This window comes from Streptomyces sp. SID11385 (assembly GCF_010548245.1).
GTDB lineage: Bacteria > Actinomycetota > Actinomycetes > Streptomycetales > Streptomycetaceae > Streptomyces.
On record NZ_JAAGLR010000913.1, the window covers coordinates 1 to 12491 of the forward strand.

Below are 12491 nucleotides of genomic sequence, written 5' to 3' on the forward strand. Positions count from 1 at the left end.
CCGTGCGCGCCGAACGCCCGGGCCTGGTCCGCTCCGTACCCGGGGATCGCCTGCGTCAGCTCCCCGGTCTCCCCGGAGCCGCGCGGTGCCTCGCCGTGCCGGATGCCGGTCGTCCGCACGGCTTCGAGCAGCCCCGTCGCCGCGGTGTCCCCGGGCCCTGAACTGCCGTTCCACACGACGGGCTTGCGCCGCGCGCCCCCCGTCCCGACGACGGGCTCGCGCCGCGGCACAGCGGCCCGCGCGGCGGCCACCCGTGAGGAGGCCCGGGCGGTGGAGGGAAGCTGCACACGGAAACTCGCGTGATTGACGATGACCTGAGCCGGGTCACTGGCCACCTTGACCATGGCCAGCAAGGGGGGTTCGTCGAATCCCGTCGAGGTTCCCCCGGTGGGATTGCGGGGTGTTCTTGTGTCCACACTCATCTAACCGAGTGACGCCCGCTTTGGACACTGCCTTGACACGGCCGATCTGTCCGGACCCCGTCAAGGCCGCAGTCGCGCGAGCACGTCCGTCCTGCGCGCCTGGGAGACCAGCGGCACGGGCTCGCTCCGCCCTCCGCGACGACCTCCCGGGCCGCTGCGCATCCGCCCTCCCCCGCACGGACCGCACCCAGCGCCGTGCTCCGTCACCGTGCCTGCTCTCCGCGCGTGCCGGCATCCGGACCGGCCGGGAGACGGCCCCGCGCGCCTGCCGAGACGGCCCCGCGCGCCTGCCGAGACGGCCCCGCGCGCCTGCCGAGGCGGGCCGTCCCGGGGTGGCGCCCCGGCCCCGTTCCCGTGTCGCCGGGACCATGCGGCCGATACCCCTCTCGGCCATCGCCGCCGCACGTCGTCTGGTTCGTGTTCGGCCACCGGTCGGCCATGCGTCGGCCGGTTTCCCCGCCCCTCGCGCGACTCAGTCCTTGCGCAGTGCCTCGGGGTCCAGGTGGCGGCGGGCCATCGGGAGGCAGGCGAGGCCGGCGACCACGACGACGGCGAGCGTGCTGACCAGGAGGAGGGGCACTCCCGCCGTGTCCCAGAAGATCGCTCCGCCGCCCGTGACGAGGTAGCTGGACTCGGCGAGTTTCCCGGTGATGACGGCGGCGACGAGGCCGAGCGCGAGGGGCAGGACGACTTGGGCGCTCTGCGCCGCCCGCAGGGTGCCGGGACGGATGCCGAGGAGGGTGAGGGCGGCGGTTCTCGTACGGCGGCTCATCGCGTGGTCGGCGGTCGAGACGAGGAAGGCGGCGACGCCGATGCCGAGCCCCAGCACCATGCCCGTGGCGAGCAGGCCCTTGATCACGGCGAGCTGGTTCAGGGACTCGATGACGATGCCGACCGGGGTGATCTCCGTGGTCGGGGCGATGGCCGCGAGGCCGTCGAGCACGGCGCGGACCGTGTCCTGGTCGGTGGCGCTGCTCAACAGCAGGTCGGTGCCTGCCGGGTGGGTACCGGCCGGGAGGGCGGACGGAGGGACCACGACGAGGGCGTCGACAACGGCGGACGGCTGGGCCACGCTGACGGTGATCGTGCGCCGTGGAATGGTGAGCTGCTTCTCCCCCGCTGGGCCGCCCGCCCCGTCCCGGAGCCGCAGAGTGTGCCGTGTACCGGCGAGTTCCGTGGGCTCCCGGGGGACGACAGGATCGTGGATCGCGAGGATTTCGCCGTCCACGCACCCCTTCATGCTGCCGGGGATGACGAAGGCTTCGAGCTGCGCGCAGGTGCCGACGAACACGCCCCCCGGCGAATCGGTGAGGTCTCCGGCCAGGGCCTGTCCGTTGACGCCGGGCACACTTTTCGCCTGCCGCAGTTGATCGGCCGACAGCCGTTCGTACGGGACGCTGTACTCCTGGTTCGGGGCATCCCGGCGGCTCACCTGGTCCATCTCGATGAGCACGCCTTGCGTGAGCGAGGCGGCGTACACGAGGAGGACCAGGCCGCTCACGACGCGCAGTGCCGTGCCGGGGTGGGCCTCGTGGTGGCGCATGGCGAGGGTGAGGGAGACGCGCTGGGTGCGTTCCGCGACGCGGCGGGCGGCCCAGGCCGTCGCGGGTGGCAGCGCCAGGATCAGGCCGGCACCGGTCAGCAGTGCCCCGGCCGGTACGAGGAACGAGGTGGTCGTGCTCGGCCCGGGGACCTTGTCGACGAGCCCGAGGACGCAGTACGCGGTGACGATGCCCAGGCCGGGCAGCACGAGCAGCGCCGCGAGCCAGGCGCGGGGCCGCCGCTCGCGCTCGCGCCGGCGCACCGACAGCGGACGCAACGCGGCTTCGCGCGCGTGCCGCCGCCCGGCGACGTAGGCGAGGACGGGGCAGCCGAGCAGGCAGGCCACGAGCGTCGAGGTACTGGGCAGCCCGTCCGCCGGGTACCAGGCGAGACCGACCCAGCCCGTCTCCGCCACCACCGCGTTGCCCACGAGATACAGGCCGAGGCCCATCACGGCGCCGAGCGAGGCGGCGCACACCGTCTCCACCGCACTCACGCGCACGGTGTCGCGCGCGCTCAGCCCCAGCAGCCGCAGCGCGGCGAGCCGCCGGGAACGCGACTCGGCGGACAGCCGTACGCACACCGAGAGGTAGACGAACAGGGGAAGCAGGACCAGGCAGCACAAGGTGAAACGCAGGATGTCGAGCGTCTGCCCGTCGAGCGTGGGATACGGAGCGGACCTGCCGCCGTACCGCAGGACCTTGTCGCTGCTGGTGTGAGCGAGTTGTTGCGGAGTGCGGCCGACGTAGGCGTACAGCTCGTCGGGGCCCATGAGACCCGCCTGGCCGATCGTCCCCGTGATCCGTCCGGGGAGAGCGCCCTTGAGGCCCGGCGCCTCCGCCAGCAAGGAGCGCAGCGCGGGCGACACGAGCACTTCACCGGGGCCCGGCAGACGCCTCACTCCCGGCGGGGTCGGCCCCCCGCCCGTCCCGGGGCGCGCGACGAAGACGCGGGTGACGGGGCGGCTGCCGAAGGGATCACTCAGCTCCATGGTCAGGGGCAGCCCGTCGCTGTGCTCGGCCTCGGTCCCCCGTGCGGTGACGAAGTCCCGAAGCGCGCCGCGTGCGTCGTGGGCGGCGACGATCGTGGGGATGCAGAGCACGGCGGCGAGGCACGCCACGCCGATCGCGCAGCCGAAGGCCATGAGGAGGAAACGGACCCGGGCGGCGCGGTCGCCGCGCACCGCGAGCACGAGCCCCAGCCTGAGCGTCTTCACGGAGTGCCCTCTCCCGGATCGGCGGGGGCCGCGGGGGCCGGTACGGCGGAGAGGTCGCGGAGGTGACCGTCGTGCATGTGACAGCGCCGGTCGGCGAGGGCGGCGACGCCCTCGTCGTGCGTCACGAGCAGCACCGCCGTACCGGCGTCCCTGGCCAGCGAGAGGAACTCGTCGAGCACGGCCGTCGCGTTGGCCGAGTCGAGCGCGCCGGTCGGCTCGTCGGCGAAGACGACCGCCGGGCGGTGCACCAAGGCACGGGCCACCGCGACGCGTTGGGCCTGGCCCCCGGAAAGCTGCGCGACACGCCGCCCGCGCAGCGCGTCGAGACCGAGCCGCCCGAGAACGGTGGCCGCCGCCGCGTGCGCCGCGCCCTTGCGCTGCCCCGCGAGCCGCAGGGGCAGTGCGGCATTCTCCTCGACGGTGAGCTCGGGCAGCAGCTCACCGTGCTGGAAGACGTAGCCGAAGCGTTCGCGACGCAGGGCCGACAACTCCTCGTCGCCCAGCGCCGCGTAGTCCCGCTCACCGAAGCGGATCGTGCCCGCCGCGGCGGGCACGATCCCCGCCAGGCAGTGGAGCAACGAGGACTTCCCGCTCCCACTGCTCCCCGTCACCGCCACGACCTCACCCGCGGCGAGCCCGAGCGTCGCCCCGCGCACAGCACGCTGCTCGCCATACGCGACGTCGACGCCCTCGGCCCGAAGTACCCAGCCAGACATAGCGATTCGCCTCTCCGGTTCGATCCACTAATCCTGGTTGGGACCCTTGTAGTACTTGGTGGGGCTGCAGTTGTCCGGGCGGAGGGACCCACGGTCACGGCACACACGAATCCACGCCTTACGCACGTACAACGCAGCCCCGTCGTACACCACCTTGTTCATCTGTACGACTTTGCCCTGTTTTCCGTTGAACCGGCGCCAGTCGTAGCCCTCGACCTTGGACAGGATGTACACGTTGTTCCCGTCACCCTTCACCAAGTCCTTCAGGCCACCCTTGAAGCCGAAGCCACCGTGATTGGTGAACTTCGGATAGAAGGTGTACTGCCCCTTCACGAACTGGGCCCCAGTGGTCCGCATCTCGCCGAGCGAATGCCACGAAGCGGCAACCGCGCTGCCCGCCCCCACCGCGAAGAGAGTTGTGGCAGCGACCGCCACCAATGACCTGCGCATGAGCTCCCCGTCCGTTCCACCCGCCACTTGCGACCCAATGTGACACAGGGAACACGGAAAGTAATAACGCCCGAGATGGGGCTCACCCAGATAGGTGAATACCCGAGGGCGCGTCGAAACACGCGCCCGGCCAACTCGCCCGCAGGACCGGCGCGATGATCCCCCCAGGGGGTGCTGATGAGGTGCCGAGCAGGAGAACCCGGAGGCCGCCCGCCGCCCTCGCGGAGAGACCCGGGGGGCCCGCCCGGCCCCGCCCGGACGCCTTCCCGCCCGGACGCCTTCCCGCCCGGGCGCCTTGCCGCTCGCGGGCCGCCGCGCCCGTTCCCGTACCACCGTCGCCGGGGCACCACCGGCCACCGCGTCGAAACGGCGCCCCGGCGGAGCCGTACCGCCTCTGTCAGCGCCGGCGTCGCCCCCGTACCGCCAACACCCGCGGGGTGTCTACCTCCGCGCCCGCCGCGAAGCCGCCTCGTACATCACGATGCCCGCCGCGACGCCCGCGTTGAGCGATTCCGCGCCGCCCGGCATCGGGATGGAGACGCGGTAGTCGCAGGTCTCGCCGACGAGGCGGGAGAGGCCCTTGCCCTCGGAGCCGATGACGATCACGACGGGGCCGTCGAGCGCCGCCAGTTCGCCGACCGTGTGCTCGCCGTCCGCCGCGAGGCCGACGACCGTGATCCCGGCCTTCTTGTACGCCTCCAGGGCGCGCGTCAGGTTCGTGACGCGGGCGACGGGCGTGCGGGCCGCCGTGCCCGCCGAGGACTTCCACGCCCCGGCCGTCATCCCGGCCGCGCGGCGCTCGGGGACGACGACGCCGTGGCCGCCGAAGGCCGAGACCGAGCGGACGATCGCGCCGAGGTTGCGCGGGTCCGTCACGCCGTCGAGCGCGACGATCAGCGGGTCGTCGCCCTCGTCGTAGGCGGCGGCGGGAAGGTCCTCGGGGTGCGCGTACTCGTACGGCGGGACCTGGAGCACGAGCCCCTGGTGGTTGAGGCCGTTCGTCATCCGGTCCAGCTCGGGGCGCGGGGCCTCCATGAGGTGGATGCCGCCGCGGTCGGCCGCGAGCTTGAGAGCGTCGCGCACGCGCTCGTCGTTGTCGATGAACTGCTGCACGTAGAGCGCGGTGGCCGGGACGCCGTCGCGCAGCGCCTCGAAGACCGGGTTGCGGCCCACGACCAGCTCGCTGCTCGACTTGCCGCCGCGCTTCGCGGCGGTACGGCGCTGCGTCTGCTTCGCCTTCGCGTTGGCGAGGCGGTTCTTCACGTGCCCCTTGCGCGCCTCGGCGGGCGGCGTCGGGCCCTTGCCTTCGAGGCCGCGCCGGCGCTTGCCGCCGCTGCCGATCTGCGCGCCCTTCTTGCCGGACATGCGTCGGTTGTTCGCGGCCATCGTTCTACCTGTTTCTGCTGGGTGCTGCGGGGGTCCCCGGTCGGTGCGCGCCCATGGGTGTACGAGGGACGCACCGACCAGGGTACGTAAGGTGCCGGGCCCGCCCCGAATCGCGGGCCCGGCAGGGGGTCAGCGGGGGCCGAGCGTCCAGCGCGGTCCCTGCGGACTGTCCTCGATCGCGAGCCCGGACCGGGCGAGCTGGTCGCGGATCGCGTCCGCGGCCGGCCAGTCCTTGCGGGCACGCGCGTCCTCGCGCTGCCGGAGGACGAGTCGTACGAGCGTGTCGACGACGCCGTGCAGGTCCTCGGCCTGTTCGCCGCCCGCCGTGGCCCACTGCGGGCTCTGCGGGTCGAGGCCGAGGACGCCGAGCATGGCCCGTACCTCCGCGAGCCGGGCGACCGCCGCCTCCTTGTCGTCGGCCGCGAGCGCGCTGTTGCCCTGCCGGACCGTCGTGTGGAGCACGGCGACGGCCTGCGGCACGCCGAGGTCGTCGTCCATCGCCTCGGCGAAGGCGGGCGGCACCTCGGCGGCGGGCGCGACCTCGCCCCCGGCCAGCTCGGTGACGCGCTGCACGAAGCCCTCGATGCGCCCGAAGGCGGACTCGGCCTCGGCAAGGGCCTCCTCGCTGTACTCGATCATGGAGCGGTAGTGCGGGGTCGCGAGGTAGTAGCGGAGCACGATGGGCCGCCACCGCTTGACCATCTCGCTCACGAGGACCGAGTTGCCGAGCGATTTCGACATCTTCTCGCCGCTCATGGTGACCCAGGCGTTGTGCACCCAATACGTGGCGAACTCGTCGCCGTACGCCTTGGACTGGGCGATCTCGTTCTCGTGGTGCGGGAAGATCAGGTCGAGCCCGCCGCCGTGCACGTCGAAGGCGGCGCCGAGGTACTTGTGCGCCATGGCCGAGCACTCCAGGTGCCAGCCGGGACGGCCACGTCCCCAGGGGGTCTCCCAGCTCGGCTCGCCGGGCTTCGCGGCCTTCCACATGGCGAAGTCGCGCGCGTCCCGCTTGCCGGTCTCGCCCTCGCCGGACGGCTGGAGCAGGTTGTCCAACTCCTGGTGGGACAGCTCCAGATACCCCGGGAAGGAGCGCACGTCGAAGTAGACGTTGCCGCCCGACTCGTACGCGTGCCCGCGCGCGATGAGCGTGCGCATCATCTCGATCATCTCGGTGATGTGCCCGGTCGCGCGGGGCTCGTACGAGGGCGGCAGGCAGCCGAGCGCGTCGTACGCGTCGTTGAACGCGCGCTCGTTCTCGTACCCGATCGCCCACCAGGGCCGCCCCTGCTCGGCGGACTTGTTGATGATCTTGTCGTCGATGTCGGTCACGTTCCGCACGAAGGTGACCTCGTAGCCGCGGTAGGCGAACCACCGCCGCATGAGGTCGAAATCCAGCCCGGACCGGATGTGCCCGACGTGCGGAGCGCCCTGCACGGTCGCACCACAGAGGTAGATCGAGACGCAGCCCGGCACGAGCGGGGAGAAGTCACGGATCTGCCGGGCGCGGGTGTCGTACAGCCGAATAGTCACGGGGTCCAGGGTAGTCGGCGCGGGGCGGTGCTGGGGCATGGCGGCGGACGAGTACGGGGGTATTACGGGGGCGGGGCGGCGTACGCGTACGGGGGCACGGGACGCCCGGGCCCCGTACGCGCTCAGCCCGCGAGGAGCCGCGCCTTCTGCGCGTCGAACTCCTCCTGGGTGAGCAGCCCGTCCCGCAGCAGCGCGCCGAGCTTGGTCAGCTCGTCGGCGAGGGACGCGGCAGCGGGAGCGGGCGGCTCGCGCAGCGCGGCGATGGCACCCTCGACGGCGTCGCGGAGCGCCTCGAACTCGGGAATGCGCTTCTTGTCGAACGTGACGCTGTTCTCGTCGCGCGAGGCGCTCGCCGTCTGACTGCCGAACCCGGACCGCACCTCGACCCCGCCGGGCACGGTGAACTGGATGAACCCGTTGACGAGCGGCCCGGGACGCTTCCACTGGATGGCGGAGATCTGCGAAAGCGGAATCCGCTTCTCCCCCTTGCCGACGGTGGCGCGCGCGAGGAAGCCCTTGCGGCTGATGGTGACGTACTGCCCGTCGAAGGCCACCTGTCCCCCGACACCGACGGCTTCGATCATGGTTCCCCCCGGTTGTGCGCGGCGCCCGTGGGGGCGCGGTGTGGGGGAACAGTAGCGGGGCGGGGGTGTGGGGGGACAGGGTGAGGGGAGCGGGGGCGACTCGGGGGGACCCTCCTCACCCCACCGCCCACACCACCGCCGTCGCCAGCCCCGCCAGTCCCTCCGCGCGGCCCGTGAGGCCCAGGCCGTCCGTTGTCGTTCCCGATACCGATACCGGGGCTCCGACCGCCTCCGACAGGACCCGTTGGGCCTCCGCGCGCCTCTTGCCGATCTTCGGGCGGACTCCGATGACCTGGATCGAGACGTTGCCGATCTCGAAGCCCGCCTCGCGGACCAGGCGGGCCGCCTCTCCCAGGAGCTTCACTCCGGACGCGCCCGCCCACTCGGGGCGGTCCGTGCCGAAGTGGGCGCCCAGGTCGCCGATGCCCGCCGCCGAGAAGAGGGCGTCGCAGGCCGCGTGGGCCGCCACGTCCCCGTCCGAGTGGCCAGCGAGTCCGTCGCCGTCCCACTTCAGGCCCGCGCACCACAGGTCGCGGCCGGTCTCGAAGGCGTGGACATCGGTGCCGATGCCGACGCGCGGGATGTCAGAACGCATCGTTCGCCCTCCTCCGGGCCAGTACCGCCTCCGCCAGGACCAGGTCCAGCGGCCGTGTCACCTTGAACGCCTCGGCATGGCCCGGGACCACCACCACCGGCAGCCCCAGCGCCTCGCACATCCCGGCGTCGTCCGTCGCGCCCTCGCCGGACAGGGCGACCTCCTCGTGCGCGCGGCGCAGTGTCGCGCGGTCGAAGCCCTGCGGCGTCTGGACCGCGCGCAGGCGGGCGCGGACCGGGGTCGCCACGACGGGCTCCGGTTCGCCCGCCGGGCGGGGGTCCACTTCCTTCACCGTGTCGGCGAGGGGCAGGGCCGGGACCACGGCGGGGGCCCCGGCGTGCACCGCCTCGATCACCGCGTCCACGGTGTCCGCCGGGACGAGCGGGCGCGCCGCGTCGTGCACCAGGACCGTGGTCACATCCTCCGGCAGGGCGTCGATGCCGGCCCGTACCGACTCCTGGCGGGTCTCGCCGCCCGCGACCACGCGGAAGTCCGTCCGCTCGGGGAGGGCGTGGTCCTGGAGCAGGGCGCGTACGGAGACGACCTCCTCGGCCGGCGCGACGACGACGACCAGCGAGACCGCCCTGCTGCGCGCCATCGCGCGCACCGCGTGCACGAGCATCGGCGTGCCGCTCAGCGCGCGCAGCGCCTTCGGGGCGCCGGGGCCGAGGCGCACGCCGCGCCCGGCGGCGGGGATGACGGCGGCGGTACGGACCGGGGCGGTGGGGGACGGCGGGGCCAGCGGGTCGGGCGCGGGGGCTTGCTCAGTCATCGCTTCCGTTCGGCTCTCGGGCTCTCGGTCTCCCGGCGCGTATCTCGGGGCATACGGGAGACAGGTTTGTGTGCGCGGGCGGGGTGGGTAGGCCCACACCGTGCCGGGCGATGCGCCCAGACCGGTCCCTTCCGTGACGTACCGGTCAGGTCGCCCCGGGCGCGAAGCCGGTGCACGGCAACAGCGTGCCGTATGTCACGCGGGGAGGGGTACGAGGGGGGAGGAACAGTGCGCGACCCTGACAGGGGACGCGCACCGCGGACGAGCCACTTTCAGGGCCGTGCGCCACAGACACGTATGCCGTGGTGCCCGGCACCCCGGCGGGGGTCCACGGGCACCACGGCACAGGTGTCCAGGCGGCGGCTCAGGAGGCGAGTACCTCGTCGAGCAGCGCCTCGGCCTTGTCCTCGTTGGTGTTCTCGGCGAGCGCCAGTTCGCTCACGAGGATCTGACGGGCCTTGGCGAGCATGCGCTTCTCGCCGGCGGAGAGACCGCGTTCGCGCTCCCGGCGCCACAGGTCACGGACCACCTCCGCGACCTTGATGACGTCACCGGAGGCGAGCTTCTCCAGGTTCGCCTTGTAACGACGCGACCAGTTCGTGGGCTCCTCGGCGTAGGGCGCGCGCAGCACCTCGAAGACCCGGTCCAGTCCATCCTGACCGACCACATCGCGCACACCCACGAACTCCGCATTGTCCGCCGGTACACGCACCGTCAAGTCGCCCTGGGCGACCTTGAGCACCAAGTAGGTCTTGTCCACACCTTTGATCTGGCGAGTTTCGATTGCCTCGATCAGCGCGGCCCCGTGATGGGGATAGACCACGGTGTCGCCAACCTTGAACGTCATGTGACAGGTACCCCTTCCGTGGCTATCCAGGGTAACACGACAACGCCGCCCTTTGGATGGCGTTTTCGCAGGTCAGGGCATATCTCAGGGCTTGACAACGGTGCCGGAAACGTGCATCCGAAGGCTTCTGGAAGCAGGTATTCGCAGGTCGGAGCGGCTGTCCGGACAAAGGGAAACGCGTAAGTTACACGCACCCCGAGGCCCCGCCAAGGGGGCATACGTCCCGATTTGTCCGCACCGCCGACCGTGTCTTTCGCTACTCCGTTCGGGGACGGGAAGGCGTTTCGAGCAAATCCGGAATTACCCGGGCGGTGCGCGCGCCGCCACGGAAGGCGATCTTCCGGGGTGGCGGGAAATCGCGTGCGCGAGTCTCTCGCGCAATATGATCTTCGCTCTCGTCACACCCGTCCCAGCGGCCTCGGCGGCATCGTGAAGTGGGGCTTGTTTTCCCTGATCACAGGACAATCACGGGAGAAATTCGGCGGCTGTTAACGCCGGTCCCGCGGCCACCCCCGCCCCCGGGCTCCCGCCAGGGGCACGCGCCGTACCCCCGCCGACGGCTCGCTCCCGCCCCTCCCGCGACCCGCGCCAGGCGTCCCCGTGCCGCCATCCGCCCTCAAGGGCGGGTCGGGTGCGGCGGCGCGGAGACGGCTCGGTAACCTGAGCGCGCTGACACTCCGTTTAGGGCGGCTTTACCGCCGTCCGTACGTGCTGGGGCGTCCGCACCCGTACCGCCCCGTTCCGTTCCGTGCATCCTTCAAGTCCTCGTTCAAGGAGTAGCCGCCGCCGTGAGCAGCAGCCTTCGACGCGGCGCCCTCGCCGCCTCCGCCCTCGCGTTCTCGATCGCCACGCTCGCCGCCTGCGGCGCCGGTAACAACGCCCAGACGCTGGAAGTGAAGCCGGACAACGCCGCCACCTCGGTCGGCGATGTCAAGGTCCAGAACGTCACCGTCGTCACCCAGCCCGAGCGCGACGCGAGCGGTCCCGCCGCGATCCTCGCGACCGTCTTCAACAACAGCTCCAAGGCGCAGACCCTCGACTCGATCGGCGTCGGTGACGAGCGGGCCGACCTGAAGCCCGCCAAGGGCTCCGGCTCGCTCTCCGTGCCCGCGCACGGCAAGGTCGTCATCGGCGGCGACGGCAACGCCTCGGCGAAGCTGCCCAGTGGTCGCGAGGCCCTCAACGACGGCGACGTCCAAGAGGTCGTCTTCGGCTTCAGCGAGACGGGCACCGTCAAGATCAAGGCGTACGTCCTCCCCGCGAACCACTACTTCAAGGGCTGGGGCCCGAGCGAGACGCCGAGCGCCTCGCCGAGCGAGTCCGCGAGCGGCTCCCCGTCCGCCTCCTCCTCGGGGTCCCCGAAGTCCTCGGAGTCCCCGGAGTCCGGCGCCTCCGGCGAGGCCGCGACGGGCAGCACCTCGCCCGACGCCTCCTCCTCGGCGAGCGGCGACGCGGCCGAGTAAGCGGTACGTACGCCGGAAGGGGCCGGTCACCGTCGTCGACGGTGACCGGCCCCTTCCGCGTCCTCGGCGGAGCCGTCTCTACGGCTCGAACTTGTACCCGAGCCCCCGCACCGTGACGAGGTAGCGCGGCGCCGACGGGTCCGGCTCGATCTTGGCGCGCAGGCGCTTGACGTGGACGTCGAGGGTCTTCGTGTCGCCGACGTAGTCGGCCCCCCACACGCGGTCGATGAGCTGCATACGGGTCAGCACGCGGCCCGCGTTGCGCAGCAGCATCTCCAGGAGGTCGAACTCCTTGAGCGGCAGGTCGACCTTGCCGCCGCCCACCGTCACGACGTGCCGGTCCACGTCCATCCGGACCGGCCCCGCCTCCAGGGCGGTCGGCGTGACCTCCTCGGGCTCGCCCCTGCGGCGCAGCACCGCGCGGATGCGGGCGACCAGCTCGCGCGAGGAGAAGGGCTTCGTCACGTAGTCGTCGGCCCCTATCTCCAGGCCGACGACCTTGTCGATCTCGCTGTCCTTCGCGGTCACCATGATCACGGGGACGTTGGAACGGCCGCGCAGCTGGCGGCAGACCTCGGTCCCGGGCAGGCCGGGGAGCATGAGGTCGAGGAGGACCAGGTCGGCTCCGTTGCGCTCGAACTCGTCGAGGCCGTCGGGCCCGGTGGCGGCGATCGCCACCTCGAAGCCCTCCTTGCGGAGCATGTAGGACAGGGCGTCGCTGAAGGATTCCTCGTCCTCAACGACGAGCACTCGGGTCACGGAAGGACCTCCGGGGCGGGAAGGGGTTCGAACGAGGCGGTCTCGTCGGACGTACCGGTGGAAGAGGGTGAGGCGGCGCGGGTACGGGACGCGCGCGGCGCCGGGTGGTCGGGGGCGGTGGTACGCGTACGGGGCGCGCTCGCCGTACGGGGCGCCTCGCCCTGGCCCGTACCGCCACCGCTGCCGCCGCCGCGCCGGGCGGGCCG

11 protein-coding genes and 2 pseudogenes are annotated in these 12491 nt (G+C 72.2%); 1 reads left to right on the forward strand and 12 read right to left on the reverse strand.

What is annotated here, in order from left to right:
• From G3I42_RS27935 to G3I42_RS27980, 10 genes and pseudogenes are all read right to left on the reverse strand, one after another.
• Window positions 1–422: pseudogene (locus G3I42_RS27935) on the reverse strand (hypothetical protein); the annotation flags it as partial.
• 472 nt (window positions 423–894) lie between these two features.
• On the reverse strand, window positions 895–3180 hold the full coding sequence (locus tag G3I42_RS27940) for an ABC transporter permease (RefSeq protein WP_164290509.1): 2286 nt from the start codon (window positions 3178–3180) through the stop codon (window positions 895–897).
• On the reverse strand, window positions 3177–3896 hold the full coding sequence (locus tag G3I42_RS27945) for an ABC transporter ATP-binding protein (RefSeq protein ID WP_164290511.1): 720 nt from the start codon (window positions 3894–3896) through the stop codon (window positions 3177–3179). Before G3I42_RS27945 ends, G3I42_RS27940 begins: the two co-directional genes overlap by 4 nt.
• Before the next feature lie 27 nt (window positions 3897–3923).
• A complete protein-coding gene (locus G3I42_RS27950) occupies window positions 3924–4346 on the reverse strand; it encodes a hypothetical protein (RefSeq protein WP_203607448.1) in 423 nt (140 codons plus the stop codon).
• Window positions 4347–4787: 441 nt separating this feature from the next.
• Window positions 4788–5732, reverse strand: coding sequence for a 23S rRNA (guanosine(2251)-2'-O)-methyltransferase RlmB (rlmB, locus tag G3I42_RS27955; RefSeq protein ID WP_164290513.1), 945 nt, complete (start codon window positions 5730–5732; stop codon window positions 4788–4790).
• 129 nt (window positions 5733–5861) lie between these two features.
• Window positions 5862–7265 carry a cysteine--tRNA ligase gene (gene cysS / locus G3I42_RS27960; protein WP_164290515.1) on the reverse strand — a complete coding sequence of 468 codons (1404 nt, stop codon included), beginning with the start codon at window positions 7263–7265 and terminating at the stop codon, window positions 5862–5864.
• A gap of 122 nt (window positions 7266–7387) precedes the next feature.
• Window positions 7388–7849, reverse strand: coding sequence for a DUF4429 domain-containing protein (locus G3I42_RS27965; RefSeq protein ID WP_164290517.1), 462 nt, complete (start codon window positions 7847–7849; stop codon window positions 7388–7390).
• A gap of 115 nt (window positions 7850–7964) precedes the next feature.
• On the reverse strand, window positions 7965–8444 hold the full coding sequence (gene ispF, locus G3I42_RS27970) for a 2-C-methyl-D-erythritol 2,4-cyclodiphosphate synthase (protein ID WP_164290519.1): 480 nt from the start codon (window positions 8442–8444) through the stop codon (window positions 7965–7967).
• Complete coding sequence (gene ispD, locus G3I42_RS27975; RefSeq protein ID WP_164290521.1) at window positions 8434–9216, reverse strand: 2-C-methyl-D-erythritol 4-phosphate cytidylyltransferase; 783 nt, start codon at window positions 9214–9216, stop codon at window positions 8434–8436. Before ispD ends, ispF begins: the two co-directional genes overlap by 11 nt.
• A gap of 364 nt (window positions 9217–9580) precedes the next feature.
• Window positions 9581–10063, reverse strand: a complete 483-nt coding sequence (locus tag G3I42_RS27980) for a CarD family transcriptional regulator (RefSeq protein ID WP_003953493.1) — start codon at window positions 10061–10063, stop codon at window positions 9581–9583.
• A 788-nt stretch (window positions 10064–10851) separates the two neighbouring features.
• Here G3I42_RS27980 and G3I42_RS27990 point away from each other — a divergent pair.
• Window positions 10852–11526 carry a DUF461 domain-containing protein gene (locus G3I42_RS27990; RefSeq protein ID WP_164290507.1) on the forward strand — a complete coding sequence of 225 codons (675 nt, stop codon included), beginning with the start codon at window positions 10852–10854 and terminating at the stop codon, window positions 11524–11526.
• A gap of 78 nt (window positions 11527–11604) precedes the next feature.
• Here the strand turns inward: G3I42_RS27990 and G3I42_RS27995 are convergent, their stop codons facing one another.
• Both G3I42_RS27995 and G3I42_RS28000 read right to left on the reverse strand, forming a co-directional pair.
• A complete protein-coding gene (locus tag G3I42_RS27995) occupies window positions 11605–12285 on the reverse strand; it encodes a response regulator transcription factor (RefSeq protein ID WP_029396737.1) in 681 nt (226 codons plus the stop codon).
• Window positions 12282–12491 (reverse strand): annotated as a pseudogene (locus G3I42_RS28000) (hypothetical protein); the annotation flags it as partial. The gene G3I42_RS27995 and the pseudogene G3I42_RS28000, both read right to left, overlap by 4 nt.

Excerpts from the sequence above, each read along its gene's own strand:
- G3I42_RS27945 (WP_164290511.1), bottom strand. The coding sequence starts at position 3,896 with ATGTCTGGCTGGGTACTTCGGGCCGAGGGCGTCGACGTCGCGTATGGC.
- G3I42_RS27965 (WP_164290517.1), bottom strand. The coding sequence starts at position 7,849 with ATGATCGAAGCCGTCGGTGTCGGGGGACAGGTGGCCTTCGACGGGCAG.
- ispD (WP_164290521.1), bottom strand. The coding sequence starts at position 9,216 with ATGACTGAGCAAGCCCCCGCGCCCGACCCGCTGGCCCCGCCGTCCCCC.
- ispF (WP_164290519.1), bottom strand. The coding sequence starts at position 8,444 with ATGCGTTCTGACATCCCGCGCGTCGGCATCGGCACCGATGTCCACGCC.
- G3I42_RS27950 (WP_203607448.1), bottom strand. The coding sequence starts at position 4,346 with ATGCGCAGGTCATTGGTGGCGGTCGCTGCCACAACTCTCTTCGCGGTG.
- G3I42_RS27980 (WP_003953493.1), bottom strand. The coding sequence starts at position 10,063 with ATGACGTTCAAGGTTGGCGACACCGTGGTCTATCCCCATCACGGGGCC.
- rlmB (WP_164290513.1), bottom strand. The coding sequence starts at position 5,732 with ATGGCCGCGAACAACCGACGCATGTCCGGCAAGAAGGGCGCGCAGATC.